The sequence below is a fragment of the Aeromicrobium sp. Root495 genome (genome assembly GCF_001426755.1).
Taxonomy (GTDB): Bacteria; Actinomycetota; Actinomycetes; order Propionibacteriales; family Nocardioidaceae; genus Aeromicrobium.
Map to the genome: position 1 here is coordinate 23,708 of NZ_LMFJ01000001.1, position 18,751 is coordinate 42,458.

Annotated in this window: 17 protein-coding genes and 1 tRNA gene; 14 read left to right on the forward strand and 4 right to left on the reverse strand. The window is 71.6% G+C overall.

All coding sequences use genetic code 11. The annotated features are described in order from the left end of the window. Window positions 1-85: 85 nt before the first annotated feature. From ASD11_RS00120 to ASD11_RS00135, 4 genes are all read left to right on the forward strand, one after another. Entirely contained in the window at window positions 86-268 is a 183-nt protein-coding gene (locus ASD11_RS00120; RefSeq protein WP_056281597.1) for a DUF4244 domain-containing protein, read from the forward strand. 71 nt (window positions 269-339) lie between these two features. After that, a complete protein-coding gene (locus tag ASD11_RS00125) occupies window positions 340-564 on the forward strand; it encodes a DUF4244 domain-containing protein (RefSeq protein WP_056281600.1) in 225 nt (74 codons plus the stop codon). Window positions 565-567: 3 nt separating this feature from the next. After that, window positions 568-924 (forward strand): TadE family type IV pilus minor pilin, encoded by a 357-nt coding sequence (locus tag ASD11_RS00130; RefSeq protein WP_082554060.1) that lies wholly within the window; start codon window positions 568-570, stop codon window positions 922-924. Beyond that, window positions 921-1,289: an Rv3654c family TadE-like protein gene (locus tag ASD11_RS00135; RefSeq protein WP_056281604.1), complete on the forward strand. Its 369-nt coding sequence runs from the start codon at window positions 921-923 to the stop codon at window positions 1,287-1,289. The genes ASD11_RS00130 and ASD11_RS00135 overlap by 4 nt, the downstream gene beginning before the upstream one ends. Here the strand turns inward: ASD11_RS00135 and ASD11_RS00140 are convergent. Next, a complete protein-coding gene (locus ASD11_RS00140; RefSeq protein ID WP_056281607.1) occupies window positions 1,274-2,284 on the reverse strand; it encodes an EamA family transporter in 1,011 nt (336 codons plus the stop codon). The two genes, ASD11_RS00135 and ASD11_RS00140, sit on opposite strands and share 16 nt — an antisense overlap. 39 nt (window positions 2,285-2,323) lie before the next feature. Between ASD11_RS00140 and ASD11_RS00145 the strand changes: the two genes are divergently transcribed. Beyond that, entirely contained in the window at window positions 2,324-2,854 is a 531-nt protein-coding gene (locus ASD11_RS00145; RefSeq protein ID WP_056281609.1) for a CGNR zinc finger domain-containing protein, read from the forward strand. Here the strand turns inward: ASD11_RS00145 and ASD11_RS00150 are convergent. Continuing rightward, window positions 2,845-5,163 (reverse strand): DEAD/DEAH box helicase, encoded by a 2,319-nt coding sequence (locus ASD11_RS00150; protein ID WP_056281611.1) that lies wholly within the window; start codon window positions 5,161-5,163, stop codon window positions 2,845-2,847. The two genes, ASD11_RS00145 and ASD11_RS00150, sit on opposite strands and share 10 nt — an antisense overlap. A gap of 96 nt (window positions 5,164-5,259) precedes the next feature. On the opposite strand from ASD11_RS00150, the gene ASD11_RS00155 reads away from it, so the two are divergent. The 4 genes from ASD11_RS00155 to ASD11_RS00170 all read left to right on the forward strand — a co-directional run bounded on the left by ASD11_RS00155 (window position 5,260) and on the right by ASD11_RS00170 (window position 10,776). After that, window positions 5,260-5,601 (forward strand): anti-sigma factor antagonist, encoded by a 342-nt coding sequence (locus ASD11_RS00155; protein ID WP_056281613.1) that lies wholly within the window; start codon window positions 5,260-5,262, stop codon window positions 5,599-5,601. Window positions 5,602-5,736: 135 nt separating this feature from the next. Continuing rightward, window positions 5,737-8,163 (forward strand): sodium-translocating pyrophosphatase, encoded by a 2,427-nt coding sequence (locus ASD11_RS00160; RefSeq protein WP_056281615.1) that lies wholly within the window; start codon window positions 5,737-5,739, stop codon window positions 8,161-8,163. Window positions 8,164-8,233: 70 nt separating this feature from the next. After that, on the forward strand, window positions 8,234-9,682 hold the full coding sequence (locus ASD11_RS00165; RefSeq protein WP_056281619.1) for a DUF7059 domain-containing protein: 1,449 nt from the start codon (window positions 8,234-8,236) through the stop codon (window positions 9,680-9,682). A gap of 236 nt (window positions 9,683-9,918) precedes the next feature. Continuing rightward, a complete protein-coding gene (locus tag ASD11_RS00170) occupies window positions 9,919-10,776 on the forward strand; it encodes a DUF559 domain-containing protein (RefSeq protein WP_056281623.1) in 858 nt (285 codons plus the stop codon). On the opposite strand, the gene ASD11_RS00175 is transcribed toward ASD11_RS00170, so the two are convergent. After that, complete coding sequence (locus tag ASD11_RS00175) at window positions 10,728-11,990, reverse strand: MFS transporter (protein ID WP_056281625.1); 1,263 nt, start codon at window positions 11,988-11,990, stop codon at window positions 10,728-10,730. The two genes, ASD11_RS00170 and ASD11_RS00175, sit on opposite strands and share 49 nt — an antisense overlap. 167 nt (window positions 11,991-12,157) lie before the next feature. Here ASD11_RS00175 and topA point away from each other — a divergent pair, with 167 nt between their 5' ends. From topA to ASD11_RS00195, 4 genes are read left to right on the forward strand one after another with little or no spacing between them, the layout of a single operon-like run. After that, window positions 12,158-14,917, forward strand: coding sequence for a type I DNA topoisomerase (gene topA, locus ASD11_RS00180; protein ID WP_056281628.1), 2,760 nt, complete (start codon window positions 12,158-12,160; stop codon window positions 14,915-14,917). A gap of 29 nt (window positions 14,918-14,946) precedes the next feature. Next, window positions 14,947-15,588 carry a dTMP kinase gene (tmk, locus tag ASD11_RS00185; RefSeq protein ID WP_056281631.1) on the forward strand — a complete coding sequence of 214 codons (642 nt, stop codon included), beginning with the start codon at window positions 14,947-14,949 and terminating at the stop codon, window positions 15,586-15,588. Next, window positions 15,585-16,730, forward strand: a complete 1,146-nt coding sequence (locus ASD11_RS00190) for a DNA polymerase III subunit delta' (RefSeq protein ID WP_056281633.1) — start codon at window positions 15,585-15,587, stop codon at window positions 16,728-16,730. Before tmk ends, ASD11_RS00190 begins: the two co-directional genes overlap by 4 nt. Next, window positions 16,730-18,256 carry an alpha/beta hydrolase gene (locus ASD11_RS00195; protein WP_056281636.1) on the forward strand — a complete coding sequence of 509 codons (1,527 nt, stop codon included), beginning with the start codon at window positions 16,730-16,732 and terminating at the stop codon, window positions 18,254-18,256. The genes ASD11_RS00190 and ASD11_RS00195 overlap by 1 nt, the downstream gene beginning before the upstream one ends. A gap of 6 nt (window positions 18,257-18,262) precedes the next feature. Here the strand turns inward: ASD11_RS00195 and ASD11_RS00200 are convergent, their stop codons facing one another. After that, window positions 18,263-18,556, reverse strand: coding sequence for a chorismate mutase (locus ASD11_RS00200; RefSeq protein WP_056281639.1), 294 nt, complete (start codon window positions 18,554-18,556; stop codon window positions 18,263-18,265). A 91-nt stretch (window positions 18,557-18,647) separates the two neighbouring features. Between ASD11_RS00200 and ASD11_RS00205 the strand changes: the two genes are divergently transcribed. Further along, window positions 18,648-18,720, forward strand: a tRNA-Thr gene (locus ASD11_RS00205). Window positions 18,721-18,751 lie beyond the last annotated feature (31 nt).

The following is an 18,751-nucleotide window of genomic DNA, read 5'->3' on the forward strand; positions in this document are numbered from 1 at the left end:
CTCCACAGGCGCCGAGGAGGTGCGGCAGGTCAGGGCCCGAGGTCGCCATCTTCTGACGTCACACCATCCAACGAGAGGTAGCCCCATGAAGAAGTTCCTGCGCACGCGTCGAGGCGAGCTGGGCATGACCACGGCCGAGTACACCGTCGGCACGCTCGGCGCGTGCACCGTCGGCGGCGTGCTGGTCAAGATCGGGCAGAGCGAGTGGTTCGGCGGGCTGGTCAAGGACGTCTTGTCCAAGATCCCCGACCTGATCCCCGGCTTCTGACCTGTCCCCACCACCCGACGTGCAGGCGGGTGGCCGGTGGACCCGGCCACCCGCCCGTCAGAAGGAGAACCATGAAGCTTCAGTCCAGCCGGCTCGACGAGCGAGGCATGACCACGGCGGAGTACTCCGTCGGCAGCCTCGGCGCGTGCGTCGTCGCGGCTGTCCTCGTCAGGCTCACCCAGGGGGAGTGGTTCCAGGACCTCTTCTCGTCGATCATCCGCTCGGCGCTCGACCCGCTGCGCCTCGTCGAGCTCGTCCGGGACGGCTTGCCGTTCACACCGCTGCGAGGCAGGTGAGCCGTGCGGCGCACCGTGGAGGAGGAGTCCGGCATGGTCACGGCCGAGATGGCGGTCATCGCGCCGTTCGGCGTCGTGTTCACCTTCCTGCTCGCCTGGGTGGTCGCGCTCGGGCTCACCCAGGTCCAGCTCACCGATGCAGCCCGGGAGGCGGCCCGGCTGGTGGCGCGTGGCGAGTCCGTCGGAGCGGCCGCGGACGTGGCCCGTCGAGGTGCGCCCGCAGGAGCGGCCGTCCGGGTCGAGCGCTCTGACGGGATGGTCACGGTGCAGGTGAGCGTGCGGCGCGGCCTGCCCTTCCTGCCGCACGTGGGGTCGCGGAGGCTCGAGGCCCGGGCGGTCTCTGCGCAGGAGGATCCGTGAGGTCGGCGGGCCGGCACGGCGACGCGGGCAGCGTGACCGTGCACGCCATCGCCGTGGGCGTGGTGCTGGGCCTGCTCGCTGCGGTCGTCCTCCAGGCCGCGCTGCTCGTCCGGATGAAGCATCGGGTGGCGGCGGCCGCCGACCTGGCCGCGCTGGCCGGGGCACAGGCCTCGCTCTCGGGCGACGACGGGTGCCGTGCAGCGCGGGAGGTGGCCCGGCAGAACGACGCCGTGCTGTCGCGTTGTCGGATGGACCTCGACGTCGCCACCGTGACGGCCCGTCTCGTCAGCGGCTCGTGGTGGGAGCGGCGCTGGGTCAGCGAGGTCGACGCGCGCGCGGCTCCGACCGACTACGCGCCGCCGTGAGGGGTCGGTGGAGCAGTCGCCTCGGGGACGGGCTCGGGCGTGGCGTCGGCGGCGGGCTCGCCGGCCTTCACCACCACCACGCCCACCACCACGAGCGCACCGCCCACGAGCTGGATTCCTTGGGGCAGCTGGTCGAGGAGGAGCCAGGCCCAGAGCAGACCGGCCAGGACCTCGCTCAGGGCGATAAAGGAGGCCAGCCGCGACCCCAGTCGACGCGACGCCTCGATGCCGGTGAGGTACGCGACGGCGGCGGTCAGCACGCCCAGAGCGAGGACGGGACCCCACCAGGGCACCGTGGTCCCGCGGTACGTGAGGTCGGCCGTCGCGGCGGAGAACGGCACCAGCCCGGCGACGCCCGCCGCGGTGAGGGCCACTGCGCCCACCGCGAGCCCACCCGACGCCAGGGCGGCTGCGGGGATGCCGTGGCTCTCGTCGGACGACATGACGAAGTAGGTGGCCGCGCCCACCATGGCCCCCAGGGCCCAGAGGAGCCCGACCGCCGACAACGAGACGCCGCCCCCGCCCAGCAGGTCGAGCACGAGCACCAGCCCGGCGGCGGCCACGGCCGCTCCGACGACCGTGAGCCGGTGCGGCCGCTGGCCGTGCCGCAGCCACAAGAACACGACGATGGCCACGGGGGCGGTGTACTCCACGAGGAGGGCCACGCCCACGTCGAGGTGCAGGACCGCGTTGAAGAACGCCAGCTGGCACCCCGCCACCGGAACGAGGCCGTAGACGAGCAGGGTCCGCCATCCGCTCACCATCACCCCCCACCGACCGCGCAGCTGGGTCACCGCCCACGGCGCGAGGGCGAGGGAGGCGATCGCCACGCGGGCGGCCACCGCGGCCGCCGGGGACCATCCCGCGTCCATGAGCCCTCGCCCGAGGGGGCCGGAGAGCCCGAAGGAGGCGGCCGACACGACGGCCAGCACCAGGCCGGTGCTCGCCCGGGACCGGGCGCGGACCTCGGCAGTGTCATGGGTCAAGCGGTTCATGGGTCATGACGGTACGGTCGTCCGGTGTAAGGTGTCAACATGGTCTTCGCCCATGACGTCGAGGTGGCTCTCCAGGCGGCCGCGTTCCTGGTGAACTCCGCGGAGGAGCCCGAGACGCTCGACTCCGTGGCGCAGCTCGACGCCTTCATGGCGGCCTACGCGTACACCGGTCGGCACGACCGCACGCAGGCCGAGCTGCTCGCGGTGCAGACCGTCCGGCCGCGACTGCGATCGCTCCTCCTGGCCGAGCGCGACGACGCAGTCGAGCTGGTCAACGAGGTGCTGGCCGAGCATCGTGCGGTGCCCCGTCTGGTGCGTCACGACGACTGGGACTGGCACCTCCATGCCGTGCAGGAGGACTGGCCGCTGGCCGACCGGATCCTCGTGGAGACGGCGATGGCCGTCGTCGACGTCGTGCGCCAGGACGAGTCCAGCCGGTTCGGGGTGTGCCAGGACGACACCTGCGAGGGCGTCGTGGTGGACCTCTCGCGCAACCGCTCGCGCCGCTACTGCAGCACGGCGTGTGGCAACCGCAACGCCGTGGCCGCCTACCGCGCGCGTCAGTCCTGACTCGCGGGCGCGGCCTCAGGGGAGGGTGCGTCTCGCAGGACCCGGTCCAGGAGCGCCACCGCTCCTGCCTTGTCCAGAGGCTCGTTCCCGTTGCCGCACTTGGGTGACTGGACGCACGAAGGGCAGCCCGTCAGGCACTCGCACGCGGCGATGGCGTCGCGGGTCACCCGCAGCCAGTGCACCACCACGTCGTAGCCGCGCTCGGCGAACCCGGCCCCGCCCGGATGTCCGTCGTGCACGAACACGGTGAGCCGGCCGGTGTCGGCGTGGAGCGCCGTGGAGAGACCGCCGAGGTCCCACCGGTCGCACGTGGCGAGCAGGGGGAGGAGGCCGATGGAGGCGTGCTCGGCGGCGTGGGCCGCGCCGGGGACGTCGGCGCCGGCAAGGGTCTGCTCCACGGCGTCGGGCGACAGGGTCCACCAGACGGCGCTCGTGCGGAGCGTGCGCTCGGGGAGGTCGAGCGGCTCCTCGGAGAGCAGGCGTCCGTCATGTGCTCGGCGGGCGAACGAGACCACCTGGCTGGTGACGTCGACCATCCCGAAGGACACCTCGACCTCGCCCCAGGACCGGGTGCGCTCCGTGGACACGATCGTGACCTCGCTCTGCGAGGACGCCGACGTGGTGTGGTCGGGGACCTCCGCGTGCACCACGGCGACCGACTCGTCGGGGTCGTAGTCGTCCACGACGTACGGCTCCCCCTGGTGGACGTACACGGCGGCGGTGTGGACCGTGGCGTCGGCCGATCCGGCGTCGACCGTGCCGACGAGGCGCCCCGTGGGCCCGTCGACGATCTGCACCGGCCGTCCTCCGGCCGAGCGGAGGTCGGCGAGGGCCGCGGCACGGTCGCGCCGGGTCCAGAACCACCCGGCCTGGCGCCGACGCAGCCAGCCCGCCTGCTCGAGCGCCTGGACACCCTCCGCTGCGCGGGGTCCGAACAGGGGGAGGTCGGCCTCGGTGAGCGGGAGCTCCTGGGCGGCGGCCGCGAGGTGCGGTCCGAGGACGTAGGGGTTGTCGGGGTCGAACACGGTGGCCTCGACGGGCGCGTGCAGCAGCGCCTCGGGGTGGTGCACGAGATAGGTGTCGAGCGGCTCGTCGCGGGCCACGAGGATGCCGAGGGACCGCTGCCCCGACCGGCCGGCGCGTCCGAGCTGCTGCCAGAACGCGGCCCGGGTGCCGGGGAACCCGACGCTCACGACGGCGTCGAGCCCGGCGACGTCGATGCCCAGCTCGAGGGCGTTGGTGGAGGCCAGGCCGAGGAGGTCACCGGAGCGGAGCCGGTCCTCCAGCGCCCGCCGCTCCTCCGGGAGGTAGCCGCCGCGGTAGGTGGCCACCCGGCCGCGGAGCTCGGGATGCACCTCGTCGAGCCGACGCTGCGCGGACAGGGCCACCTGCTCGGCGCCTCGGCGCGAGCGCACGAAGACGAGTGTCCGGGTGCCGCCGACGACCAGGTCGGTGAGCAGCTCGGCGGCCTCGGTGGTGGCCGACCTGCGGGTCGGCGGCTGGCTGGGGTGCGCGGCGCCGACGAGCGGAGGTTCCCAGAGCGCGACGTCGCGCCCCGCGTGGGGGGACGCGTCGTCGGTGACGGCCTCGACGGGGAGGCCCGTGAGTCGCCCCGCGGAGACGGCCGGGTCGGCGATGGTGGCCGAGGACAGGATGAAGACGGGGTCGGCGCCGTAGTGCGCGCAGACCCGTCGGAGCCGTCGGAGCACGTGGGCCACGTGCGCGCCGAACACGCCTCGGTAGTGGTGTGCCTCGTCGATCACGACGTAGCGGAGCCCGGCGAAGAACCGGCTCCACCGAGGGTGCGTGGGCAGCAGCGAGTGGTGCAGCGTGTCGGGGTTGGTGAGCACGTAGTCGGCGTGGTCGCGCGCCCACGCGCGCTCCTCGCGGGAGTTGTCGCCGTCGACCGTGGCGAACCGACCCAGCGTGGCGGCGGGCCCGAGCCGACGCAGCTGGTCGCCGGCCAGGGCCTTGGTGGGCGCGAGGTACAGCGTGGTGGGCGCGCGGAAGCCGTGCAGCGCGGCGCCCTCGCGGCCACGGGCCAGGGCGTCGAGCGCCGGGACCTGGAAGACGAGCGACTTGCCCGACGCCGTCCCGGTGGCCACCACGACGTGCCGTCCGGCCCGTACGTGGTGCAGCGCCTCGGCCTGGTGGCCCCACAGCGCGTCGACGCCCTCGGCCTCGAAGACGGCTCGCACCCGGGGGTCGACCCAGTCGGGCCATGGCTCCACCACCGCGTCCCGGGCAGGCACCTGCTCCAGGTGGGTGACGCGGTCCGCATGACGGGCCAGCAGGTCGTCGGGACGCACCCCGTCATCCTCCCACTGGCGACCCAGCGCGACGCGAGACGGCGAGAGGCAGGGCGTGGCACCGCGTGGTTGAATCGGTCGCACAGGAGGAATCCGATGGATCTGGCACTCGCCACCCGTTCCGCACCACCGTTCGAGATCATCGAGGTCGGTGGGGAGATCGACGTTTACACCGCTCCGCGCCTGCGCGAGGCGGTCGTCGAGGCCGTCGACCGCGGTGCCACGCGCCTCGTCATCGACGTCGAGAAGGTCGACTTCCTGGACTCCACGGGCCTCGGCGTCCTCGTCGGCGCTCTCAAGCGCGTGCGGGCCGACGGTGGCTCGCTCGACATCGTGTGCACGCAGGAGCGCATCCTCAAGATCTTCCAGATCACCGGCCTCGACAAGGTCTTCGGTCTGCACGCCTCGGTCGACGAGGCCCGCGCCGCGCGTCCCTGACCCCGCTGTCGGGGGCCTGGATGGTTGCTGTGGGCCTGTCCGCATGCTGACCCCGGTGTCGCGTGCGTCACACTCTCGTGGTTGGTTGGGTCGCGGTAACCCCGTGTGCACATCCCTTGACCACTGGAGGAACTCATGGCCAACGCAACGTTCGTTGCGGCTGCCGAGGACATCTCCCTGTCGGGCACGAACACGACGTACGTCGCGATCGTGGCCGGCATCGGTGTCCTAGCACTCGTCTTCGCGGCTCTCTTCCGCTCCCAGGTCCTCGCAGCTGACGAGGGGACCGAGCGGATGCGGGAGATCGGCCAGGCCGTCCAGGAGGGCGCCACCGCCTTCTTGACGCGACAGTTCAAGACCCTCGCCTTCTTCGCCCTGCCCGTCGTGGTGCTGCTCTTCCTGCTCGGCAGGTTCGTGCTCGACTACGACTGGAAGGTCTCCATCGGTCAGTCGGTGGCCTTCCTCGCGGGCGCCCTGTTCTCGGCCGCCATCGGCTACCTCGGCATGTCGCTGGCCACCAAGGCCAACATGCGCGTGGCCGCCGCGGCGCAGAACGAGGGCCGCGAGCCGGCCATGCGCATCGCCTTCCGCACGGGCGGCACCGTCGGCATGCTCACCGTGGGCCTCGGCCTGCTGGGCGCTGCGGCCGTCGTGCTGATCTACCAGGGCGACGCCCCCACCGTGCTCGAGGGCTTCGGCTTCGGTGCCGCGCTCCTCGCCATGTTCATGCGCGTCGGTGGCGGCATCTTCACCAAGGCGGCCGACGTCGGCGCCGACCTCGTGGGCAAGGTCGAGAACAACATCCCCGAGGACGACCCGCGCAACGCGGCCACGATCGCCGACAACGTGGGCGACAACGTCGGCGACTGCGCCGGCATGGCGGCCGACCTCTTCGAGTCGTACGCCGTCACCCTGGTCGCGGCGCTGATCCTCGGCTCGGTCGCGTTCGGCGAGGAGGGTCTCGTCTTCCCGCTCATCGTCCCGGCCATCGGTGCGGTCACCGCCATCCTGGGCGTCTTCCTCACCAAGCCCCGTGCGGGCGAGAGCGGCCTGACCACCATCAACCGCTCCTTCTACCTGTCGGCGGCCTTCTCCGCGGTCCTCTGCTCGGCTGCGGCCTGGTTCTACCTCCCCAGCAGCTTCGACGACCTCAAGGGCATCGACTCCAACAGCCTCGTCGCCACGGTGGCGCAGGTGGGCGGTCAGACCCCGCCCGGGCTCGACATCTCCCCGCGCGTCATCGCCATCGTCGCCGTGCTCATCGGCATCGTGCTGGCCGCGGTCATCCTGGCGCTCACGGGCTACTTCACCGGCACCGAGACGCGTCCCGTCCAGGACGTCGGCAAGACGTCGCTCACCGGAGCGGCCACCGTCATCCTCTCGGGCCTCTCGGTCGGCTTCGAGTCCGCCGTCTACACCGCCATCGTGATCGGTGCTGCCGTGTACGGCGCGTTCCTGCTCGGAGCGGGCTCGCTCACCGTGGCGCTGTTCGCAGTGGCGCTGGCGGGCTGTGGCCTCCTCACCACGGTCGGCGTGATCGTGGCCATGGACACCTTCGGTCCCGTGAGCGACAACGCGCAGGGCATCGCCGAGATGTCGGGCGACGTCGACGAGGAGGGCGCACAGATCCTCACCGAGCTCGACGCCGTGGGCAACACCACCAAGGCCATCACGAAGGGCATCGCCATCGCGACGGCCGTCCTGGCGGCCACGGCGCTGTTCGGCTCGTTCACCGACGCCATCAAGGGGGCCGTGCAGTCCGCGGGCCTCAACGCCGAGAACGCGGCCGACATCAACGCCGTCGAGACGTACGCCTTCAGCGGCATCCTCAACGTGGCCGACCCCAGCAACCTGGTGGGCCTGCTCATCGGTGCCGCGGTCGTGTTCCTGTTCTCGGGCCTGGCCATCAACGCCGTGGGCCGGGCGGCCGGAGCCGTGGTCTACGAGGTCCGTCGCCAGTTCCGCGAGATCCCAGGGATCATGGAGGGCACGGGTCGTCCCGAGTACGGCAAGGTCGTCGACATCTGCACGCGTGACTCGCTGCGGGAGCTCGCCACCCCGGGCATCCTGGCCATCTTCGCGCCCATCGCCGTCGGCTTCGGCCTCGGCATCGGCCCGCTGGGTGCCTACCTCGCCGGCGCCATCGGCACGGGCACGCTCATGGCCGTGTTCCTCGCCAACTCCGGTGGAGCGTGGGACAACGCCAAGAAGCTCGTCGAGGACGGCAACCACGGTGGCAAGGGATCGCCCGCCCACGAGGCGACGATCATCGGCGACACGGTCGGCGACCCGTTCAAGGACACGGCCGGTCCCGCCATCAACCCGCTGCTCAAGGTGATGAACCTGGTCGCGCTCCTCGCGGTGCCGCTCATCATCAAGTTCAGCTACGGCGACGACCAGAACAACCTGGTGCGGTACGGCATCGCTGCCGTCTCGGTCGTCATCATCGTGACCGCGGTCTACATCTCCAAGCGTCGCCCGATCGCGATCGGCGACGACGGGGGACCGTCGGCACCGACCGTGATCGAGGAGCCCGACCCGGAGCCCGCTCCGGCGAAGTAGCGCCTCGCAGCACCAGGACCCCCACCGGCCGCCGCCGGTGGGGGTCCTGCCGTTCTGACAGGGTGAAGGGATGATCGACCAGCTGCGCGACCGGCTCCGCCAGACCGGCTTCACGGTGGACGGGGTCTTCGGGCTTCTCGGCGCCGACGCCCATCACGCCCTGGGTCGCAACGAGACCACCCCGGCGCGTCGCGCGACGGCCGACGGGTCGCCGCTCGCCACGGTGGTGCGTCTCTTCCAGCTGCAGCTGTCCGTGCCCCGCGACGACGCCGAGCGTGCCCTGCCGGGACTCGTCGACGCGCTGGTCGCCGCCGAGGTCCTGGCCGTCTCGGGAGGCGAGGTCCGCGCGCTCGTCGACGTCCGTCCCTACGGAGACGAGGGTCACGACTGGTGGGTCGTCGCCGACCTCACGCCGGGCCTCGACCAGCAGCCCGTCGAGGTGGGGTCCGAGCACGTGCTGGGCATCAGTGAGGCGTCCAACAGCCTCGCGCAGCTGACCCGACGCGACCCGGTGGCCCGGGCGCTCGACCTCGGCACGGGGTGCGGCGTGCAGGCCCTGCATCTCTCCACCCACGCCGACGCCGTCGTGGCCACCGACGTCAACCCGCGGGCCCTGTGGGCGGCCCGCCTCACCGCCGCCCTCAACGGCGTCGACGTCGACGTCCGCGACGGCAGCCTCTACGAGCCGGTGGCGGGCGAGCGCTTCGACCTCATCACCACCAACCCGCCGTTCGTCGTCTCGCCGCCCAGCGAGGAACGACTCGTCTACCGCGAGACGTCGTTCCCGGGCGACGACGTCGTGCGCCGCGTGGTGCAGGGCTCGGCCGACCACCTCGAGCCCGGTGGCTGGTGCCAGGTGCTGGCGGCCTGGGTCCACGCCGACGGCCAGCCGTGGGAGGAACGACTGTCCGGCTGGGTCGCGCCCACGGGGCTCGACGCCTGGGTGCTGCAGCGTGAGGTCCTCGACCTGGCGTCCTACACCGAGATGTGGCTCGCCGACGCCGGCGCTCGCCACCGTCCCGACTACGTGGAGCAGTACGACCGCTGGCTCTCGTGGTTCACCGAGCAGGGCGTGGAGGCGATGGGCTTCGGCTGGATCCAGCTGCGTCGCGCCGACCGCGCCGTCCCGTCGGTCCGGGTGGAGTCCTGGCCGTACGAGGTCGTGCAGCCCATGGCCCCGCACGTCACGGCGTGGGGGGATCGGACCGACGCCCTCGCCGACGGCGACGTGCTGGACCGCGCCTGGCGCCAGGCCGACGGTCTGGTCCAGGACACCTACGGACGCGCGGGCGCGAGCGATCCCGAGCGCATCGTCGCGCGGCTCACGTCGGGTCCGTGCCGCACCGCCTCGCTCGACACCGTCGAGGCCGGTCTCGTGGGCGCGAGTGACGGCGACCTCACGGCCGGCCAGCTCCTCGAGGCCATCGCCGGGCTGCTGGGCGAGGACGCGAGCGAGGTCCGCGAGAGGTACCGCCCGAGCGTCCGGACCCTCGTCGAGGAGGGCTTCCTCACCCCCTGACCCCCGGCCCCCGCTGAGTGTGACGTTTGCGGGCCTGGAAAGGCCCATTCGCCCCGCAAACGTCACACTCAGCGAGGTGTGGACGGTGGGCTCGCCCTTCGGACGGATGGTCGGGAGCATCACCGTCCATGGAGCATGGGGACGCGAGGCGATCGGCGCTGCACCTCGAGGCAGGTCTCACGAGGGACCAGCTCCGTGGGCCGGCTCTGAAGAGGCGAGCTCACGGTCTTCTTCGTGTGGCCGGCTCCGACCTGTCGGTCCAGGACGCACGCGTCGACGACGCTGTCGGGCTGCTGCTTCCAGGAACCGCTCTGGGCGGGTGGGCGTCGCTGCGGCTCCAAGGCAACGACTTCTTCGATGGTTGGAGCTCGAGCGGTGTACGGACGGCCCTGGTCCACTGCCTGCCGAGGACGCAGCTCCGTCGGCGGGACATCGTGGAGCCGTTCCGCGGCTTGACCCATCCCGACGAGCTGATCGACCTGGAGGGCGTCGTCATGACCACGTTGGCACGGGCCGCTTTCGACGAGGCGCGGCTGGCTGCCAGCCTGGACGAGGCCACCGTCGTCATCGAGATGGCGACGAGCACGACCAGCGGCCGACCGCACACGACTCTGAGCGCGGTCCGAGGGGTCATCGCGTCGCACTTCAAGGTCCGCGGCATCGTGCAGGCTCGAGCAGCCGTCGATCGCGCGTCGAGCCGAGCGGCCAGTCCGTGGGAGACGCGCACGCGTCTGCTCGCTTCGAGGGCGGAGGTCACCGACGTCCTCGTCAACGTCCCCCTCTTCGGTCCCGACGGTGACCTCCTGGGTGTCGTCGACGTCGTTGATCCGAGCACCGGCCTGGTCGTGGAGTCTGACGGCGGGCATCACCGCGGGCTGCAGCAGCACACCCACGACAACCGCCGCGAAGAGCTGCTCGAGAGGCATGGATGCACGGTCGTCCGCGTCACGGTCCTCGACCACCAGGACCCGTGGCGCACGATCGCGAGGATCAGAGCAGCGCAGCTTCACGCGATGCGGATGCCGCAGGGCTCGTGGACTCTCGATCAGCCAGCGTGGTGGCAGACCTGGCCTTCAGCCCGCCGCTGGCGCTGAGTGTGACGTTTGCGGGCGCGGAGAGGCCGTTTCGCCCCGCAAACGTCACACTCAGCGGGGCGGTGGAGGCGCTGGGCGGTGAGGGATCCGACGGCGATGAGCGTGGCGGCGGCGCCACCCGCCGCGAAGCCCACCGCCGCGCCGCCGTGGTCGATGGCCAGGCCGATGAGGGGGGCCGTGACCGCGCCGCCGGCCGTGAACGAGGTGCCCTGCCAGCCACTCGCCTCGCCGCGGCGTTCCTCCGACACCAGCTTCACGAGCCACTCCGTGCAGGCGGTCATGGTGGGCGCGCAGAGGAAGCCGGCCGGGATGGTGGCGAGGGCGAGGGCCCACGGCTCGTGCGCCACCCCGACGGGGATGGTGAGCAGGCCCAGCGCGAGCAGGAGGTACGACGGCCGGATGGACGTGTGCCAGACACCGTAGAGAAGGCCGCCGACGAGCGAGGACGCACCCCAGCCGAGATAGACGAGGCCCACGAGACCCACGCTGTCGAGCTCGCGCAGCGCGGCGATGATGCCGAGGTCGGTGGACATGAGGGCGGCCATGGCGCCCACGCACACGAGGAAGAGGAAGAGGACGTCGGCCGTGAGCCAGGGCTCGCGGGTGCTCGACGGCTCACGGTCCTTCGACGCCTCGGAACGGATGGGTGGGTCGGTGTACCAGAACACCGAGGCAGCGGCGGCGATGCACAGGCCCACGGCCGTGATGGCGACCTCGGGGGAGACGAGCACGACGAGCGCCCCTCCGGCGGCCGGCCCGATGATGAACGAGGCCTCAGCCACCACCGCGTCGAGGGCGAACGCCGTGCGCCGCTCCTCCTCGGGCACGAGCACGGCGAGCGAGAGCCGCACGAGCGCGTAGATGGGCACGAGGAAGATGCCTGCGAGGAAGGCCAGCGGCACGAGCCACCAGAACGTCGCGACGGCCATGAGCGGGTAGACCACCACGACCGCGACGAGCGACGGCACGAGCGCGCGGCGCAGGCCGACCGAGTCGAGCAGGCGTCCACGCCAGGGCGACCCGACGGCCGAGCCGATGGTCTCGGCGGCCGCCACGAGGCCGGCCTCGGCGTACGAGCGACCCATGCCCTCCACGACCACGAGCGTCAGGACGAGCGGCAGCGCCATCATGGGGATGCGGGCCAGGAACGCGGCCACGAAGACGCGACGGACCTGCCGGTCCGACCACAGCCGCGCGTACCCCGAGAACCCCACCGGCCCATGGTTCCATCGACCTCGGACAGCTCGCGTCCGGCCCATGGCGTGAATCACTACGGCCGATGCGCGATGTGAATGCGTTGACAGGGCGCGCTACGGTGTGCCCGTCGAGGCTGACGACGACGGCACCCTGCCGCCGGCGAGCCGACGAGGAGAGGTAAATCGTGACCACGCTCGTGATCGTCGAGTCCCCCAACAAGGTGCGAAGCATCCAGTCGTACCTCGGGGACGGCTACGTCGTGGACTCCTCCGTCGGCCACATCCGCGACCTTCCCAAGGGTGCCGACCAGGTGCCCGCCAAGTACAAGGGCGAGCCCTGGGCGCGGCTCGGCGTCGACATCGAGAACGGCTTCGAACCGGTCTACGTGGTGTCCGCCGACAAGAAGCCGCAGATCACCAAGCTCAAGAAGCTCCTCAAGGACGCCGACGAGCTCGTGCTCGCGACGGATGAGGACCGCGAGGGCGAGGCCATCGCCTGGCACCTCTTCGACGAGCTCAAGCCCAAGGTCCCGGTCAAGCGCATCGTCTTCAACGAGATCACCAAGGACGCGATCCAGTACGCGATCGCCCACCCCCGCGACATCGACATGGACCTCGTCGACGCGCAGGAGGCCCGCCGCATCCTCGACCGTCTCTACGGCTACGAGGTCAGCCCCGTGCTCTGGAAGAAGGTCATGAGCGGATTGTCCGCCGGCCGCGTCCAGTCCGTCGCCACGCGTCTCGTCGTCGAGCGCGAGCGTGAGCGCCTCGCGTTCCGCTCCGCCTCCTACTGGGACCTCGACGCCGCGTTCGACGCCGGACCCGACGTCACCGACGCCCGCATCTTCCCCGCCCGCCTCGTCACCGTCGACGGCAAGCGTGTGGCCACCGGCCAGGCCTTCGCCGACGACGGCACGCTCAAGTCGGCCGACGTCGCCCACCTCGACGAGACCCGGGTCACCGCGCTCGCGGCCGGGCTGCGCGAGGCGCCCTTCAAGGTCACGAGCGTCGAGGCCAAGCCCTACACGCGCAAGCCCTACGCACCGTTCCGCACCACCACCATGCAGCAGGAGGCGTCGCGCAAGTTCGGCTTCGGCGCCGCCCGCACCATGCAGGTCGCGCAGCGCCTCTACGAGGGCGGCCACATCACCTACATGCGCACCGACTCGGTCACCCTGTCGCAGACGGCGCTCACCGCGGCCCGCGCGCAGGTCCGCGAGCTCTACGGGCCGCAGTACCTGCCCGACGCCCCGCGCACCTACACCGGCAAGGTCAAGAACGCCCAGGAGGCGCACGAGGCCATCCGTCCGGCCGGCGAGAAGTTCCGCACGCCCGAGCAGACCGGTCTCTCCGGCGACGAGCGCAGGCTCTACGACATGATCTGGAAGCGCACCGTCGCCTCGCAGATGAAGGACGCCAAGGGCGAGCAGCTCTCCATCCGCCTCGCCGCCACCGTCGGCGACGGCCCGGAGTCCGGCACGCCCGTCGAGTTCACGGCGTCGGGCCGCACCATCACCTTCCACGGCTTCCTCAAGGCGTACGTCGAGACGGTCGAGGAGCCCGAGGCGCAGGGCGACGACCAGCAGACCAAGCTGCCCACGCTCCAGCAGGGCGACCCCGTCACCGCCCACGAGCTCACGCCCGCAGGGCACGACACCAAGCCGCCGTCGCGCTACACGGAGGCCTCGCTCATCAAGGAGCTCGAGGAGCGCGAGATCGGCCGGCCGTCCACGTACGCCTCGATCATCGGCACCATCCAGAACCGCGGCTACGTCTACAAGAAGGGCACGGCGCTCGTGCCGGCCTGGATCGCGTTCAGCGTCGTCCGGCTCATGGAGCAGCACTTCGAGCGTCTCGTCGACTACTCCTTCACCGCCCAGCTCGAGGACGTCCTCGACGAGGTCTCGCACGGCCGCGAGGACCGCGTCGCCGTGCTCACCGGCTTCTGGAGCGGCGAGAAGGAGGGCGACACCGGTCTCAAGCGCCTCATCGAGAACCTTCCCGACATCGACGCGCGCGGACTCGCCACGTTCCCGATCGGCGAGGACATCAACCTGCGCGTCGGTCGGTACGGCCCGTACGTCGAGGGCCCGCCCATGGTGCCCGGCGACGGCGGTGTCGACGTCCCCACGCGTGCCAACGTCCCCGAGGACCTGCCCCCCGACGAGCTCACGCTCGAGCTCGCCAAGGAGCTGCTCGCCAACCCGGCCGGCCAGGAGAAGTCGCTCGGCACGCACCCCGAGACCGGCCTGGAGCTGCTGGCTCGCAACGGCCGCTTCGGTCCGTACGTCACCGAGGCGCTGCCGGACGGCTCGCCCAAGAGCGCCAAGCCGCGCACCGCCAGCCTCTTCAAGTCCATGACCCTGGACTCCATCGGCATCGACGACGCCGTCAAGCTGCTCACGCTCCCGCGCGTCGTGGGCACCGACGTCGACGGCACGGAGATCACGGCGCAGAACGGTCGCTACGGCCCGTACCTCAAGAAGGGCACCGACTCCCGCTCGCTCGAGAGCGAGGACCAGCTCCTGAGCCTCACCGAGGAGCAGGCCCGGGCCATCTACGCCCAGCCCAAGACCTACGGCCGGCGCGCGGCCAAGCCGCCGCTCAAGGAGCTCGGCGACGATCCCGTGAGCGGCAGCCCCATCGTCGTCAAGGAGGGGCGCTTCGGCGTCTACGTCACCGACGGCGAGTACAACGCCACCCTGCGCAAGGACGACGCGCTCGAGACGCTCACGGCGGAGCGGGCCCAGGAGCTCCTCGCCGAGCGCCGTGCCAGGGGCCCGGCCAAGAAGGGCGCCAAGAAGACGGCCAAGAAGTCCACCGCCAAGAAGACGACGGCCAAGAAGGCCACGGCGAAGAAGGCTGCCACCAAGAAGACGGCCGCCAAGAAGGCGACGGTCAAGAAGACCGCCGCCAAGAAGACCGGGACCACCAAGAAGTCCTGACGTGGGCGGGGCCGACTAGGCTCGCCCCCATGGCAGCGCTCCTCACCGATTCCGGGGTCTTCATCGCCCTCGAGGGCGGGGAGGGCGGGGGCAAGTCCACGCAGTCCGCCCTGCTCCAGGGCTGGCTCTCGGGCCTGGGCCACGACGTCGTCCTCACCCGCGAGCCGGGCGGCACCGAGCTCGGCACCACGCTGCGCTCGCTCGTGCTCAGCCCCGACTCGCCGCTCACGTCCCCGCGCGCCGAGGCGCTCATCTACGCCGCCGACAAGGCCGAGCACGTGCACTCCCTCGTGCTGCCCGCCCTGCGGCGCGGGGCCGTGGTCGTCACCGACCGCTACGTCGACTCCACGCTCGCGTACCAGGGAGCAGGCCGCCACCTCGCCGTCGCCGAGCTCGAGCCGGTGGCGCGCTGGGCCACCGAGGACCTGCGCCCCCACCTCACCATCCTGCTCGACGTCGACCCCACCATCGGCCTGGCGCGCGCCGGCTCGCCCGACCGCATCGAGGCCGAGCCGCTGGAGTTCCACACCCGGGTGCGGGAGCACTTCCTCTCCCTCGCGGCAGCCGACCCGGAGCACTACCTCGTCATCGATGCCGGCGGGACCCCCGACGAGGTGCACGCCCTCGTGCGCTCCGCCGTCGAGCCGTGGCTCGGACAGGCGTCGTCATGAGCGTGTGGGACGACCTCGTCGGGCAGGACTCGGTCGTCACCACCCTGCGGGCCGCCACGCAGGACGCCGCCCACGGTGGCGGGCCGTCCATGACGCACGCCTGGCTCTTCACCGGTCCGCCCGGATCGGGCCGCTCCAACGCAGCCCTCGCCTTCGCGGCGGCGCTGCAGTGCGAGCGCGGGGGCTGCGGTGAGTGCCACTCGTGCACCACGGCCGCCGCGGGCAGCCACCCCGACATCACCATCATCAGCACCGACGGCCTGTCCATCGGCACCGACGTCGCGCGCGACCACGTCCGCAAGGCGGCGTTGCGCCCCGCGCTCGGTCGCTGGCAGGTGCTGGTCGTCGAGGACGCCGACCGGCTCACCGACCAGGCCGCCAACGCGCTGCTCAAGTCCATCGAGGAACCGTCCAAGCACACCGTCTGGATGCTGTGCGCCCCTGCGGTCGAGGACGTCCTCATCACCATCCGGTCGCGGTGCCGGCCCGTGCTGCTGCGCACCCCGCCCACCCACGCCATCGCGTCGTTGCTCGTGCAGCGCGACGGGATCGAGCCGCAGCTCGCCGCCGCGGTCGCGGCCGCCTCGCAGGGACACATCGGTCGGGCGCGTGGCCTCGCCCGCGACGAGGCCTCGCGGGAGCGTCGGCGCCGCATCCTCGCCATCCCGAGCGGCCTGCGCGGCATCGGGAGCGCGCTCGAGGCGGCCCAGCGCATCCACGAGGAGGCCACGCAGCGCGCCGCGCAGGTGGCCGACGACGCCGACGCCCGTGAGCTCGACGACCTCAAGCAGTCCTGGGGCGTGGAGGACCGCGGCCGCCGCCCCGCCGGTTATGCCGGCGCGTTGTCGGGACTCGACAAGGAGCAGAAGCGGCGGCGCACCCGCCTCGCCCGCGACTCCATCGACGGCGTCCTGCTCGACCTGCTCTCCCTGTGCCGCGACGTCGCGGCCGCCCAGCTCGCGCCCACGGCGCCGCTCGTCAACGCCGACGTGACCGACCAGGTCCAGCGCCTCGCCGAGCTGTGGACCCCCGAGTCGACGATGCGCCACATCGGTGCCATCGTCGAGACACGCGAGGCGCTCGCCGCCAACGCCGCCCCCTTGCTGTCCCTCGAAGCGATGATGATCGGATTCCTCGACTGATGCGTGCCCGTCTCCTGCTCGTCCTGCTGGCCGTCGTCCTCGTCGCGGGGGTCGTGGTCGCGGTCGTGCTCACCCGTGGCGACGACTCGTCCCGCGCCATGCCCGAGCCTGCACCGGCCCCGGCCAGCGCGGCGCCACTGAAGTCCTTCTACGAGCAGAAGATCTCGTGGTCCGACTGCGACGGCGACCGCTGCGGCTGGGTCAAGGTCCCGGTCGACTACGAGAAGCCCGACGGCGAGACCCTGCGCCTGCGGGTCCGGTGGGTCGACGCCACGAGCGACAGCAGCAAGGTCGTGTTCGTCAACCCCGGTGGTCCCGGCGGCTCGGCCGTCGACTTCGCCGGGCAGATGGCCACGTCGTTCGGCGACGGCGTCCGCAAGGCCTACAACGTCGTGGGCGTCGACCCCCGGGGCGTCGGCCTGAGCGATCCCGTCACGTGCCTCGACGACAAGGCCATGGACGCCTACGTCGCCAGCGACCCCACTCCCGACGACCCGGCCGAGGTCAAGGAGTTCGAGGACGCCACGCGCACCTTGGGTGAGGGCTGCGTGAAGCGCTCCGGCGAGCTCGCCTCCCACGTCTCCACCGAGGAGGCTGCCCGCGACATGGACGTCGTGCGTGGCGTGCTCGGCCAGAAGACCTTCACGTGGTTCGGTGCCTCGTACGGCACGCAGCTGGGCGCCACCTACGCCACGTTGTTCCCCCAGACGGTCGGCCGCATGGTCCTCGACGGCGCCGTCGACCCCGACGAGTCCACCATCGAGTCCGCCCTGGGCCAGGCCACCGGCTTCCAGCGGGCCTTCGACGCCTACGCCGCCAGCTGCGCCACGAAGGACGCCTGCCCCGTCGGCTCCGACCCCGAGCAGGCCACGCAGAAGCTCAGCTCGTTGCTCGAGGCCATCGACCGCACGCCGCTGCGCACCGGCACGAGCCGCGTGCTCACCGAGGGCAACGCGTTCTACGGCATCGCCGTCACCCTCTACTCCGAGGAGTCCTGGCCCATCCTCACGCAGGCGCTCCAGGCGGCCGTCAAGGGCGACGGCACCGTGCTGCTGCGGCTCTCCGACATCTACTTCGACCGCGATGCGTCGGGCAAGTACACGTCGAACCAGGGACAGGTCATCTCGGCCGTCTCGTGCCTCGACGCCGACGACCGGCCCACCTTCGCCGAGATGGAGAAGCAGGTCCCGCGGTTCGAGAAGGTCTCCCCGCTCTTCGGGCGAGCCCTGGCCCTCGGTGCGGGCGGGTGCTCCCTGTGGCCCGTGGAGGCCACGAACCCCCAGCCCACGATCGACGCCACGGGCTCGGCTCCCATCGTGGTCGTCGGCACCACGCGCGACCCTGCCACCCCGTACGAGAACGCGCGCCGACTGGCCGACGAGCTCAAGACCGGTGTGCTGCTGAGCCGCGACGGCGACGGCCACACCGCGTACCTGTCGGGCAACGCGTGCATCCAGAAGTCGATCGACATGTACCTCGTCGACGGCACGGTGCCCAAGGACGGCACCCTCTGCAAGGCCGAGTGAACGGGCTCAGCCGCGAATGGCCTCGTGGTGCCGGATGACCTCGTCGATGATGAAGCTGAGGAACTTCTCGGCGAAGGCGGGGTCCAGGTCGGCATCGATCGCCAACGCCCGGAGCCGCGCGATCTGACGCGCCTCACGCTCGGGATCCGCCGGCGGGAGGTCGTGCTCGGCCTTGAGCCGCCCCACCCGCTTGGTGCTCTTGAAACGCTCGGCCAGCAGGTGCACGAGGGCAGCGTCGACGTTGTCGATGCTGGACCGGATGTCCTCCAGCTCGGCCAGGACCTCGTCGCGCTCACTCACGCGGCCATCCTAGGGGAGGCCCGATTTCATCTCGGCCCCGGCGATCGGTAGACTCGACGAGGTTCGCCGGGCGATCCTCGGGGAACCTTTCGCCGCCTTAGCTCAGTCGGTAGAGCATCTCACTCGTAATGAGAAGGTCGTCGGTTCGATTCCGACAGGCGGCTCCGCCAGAAGCCTCAGTCCCCGTGACTGGGG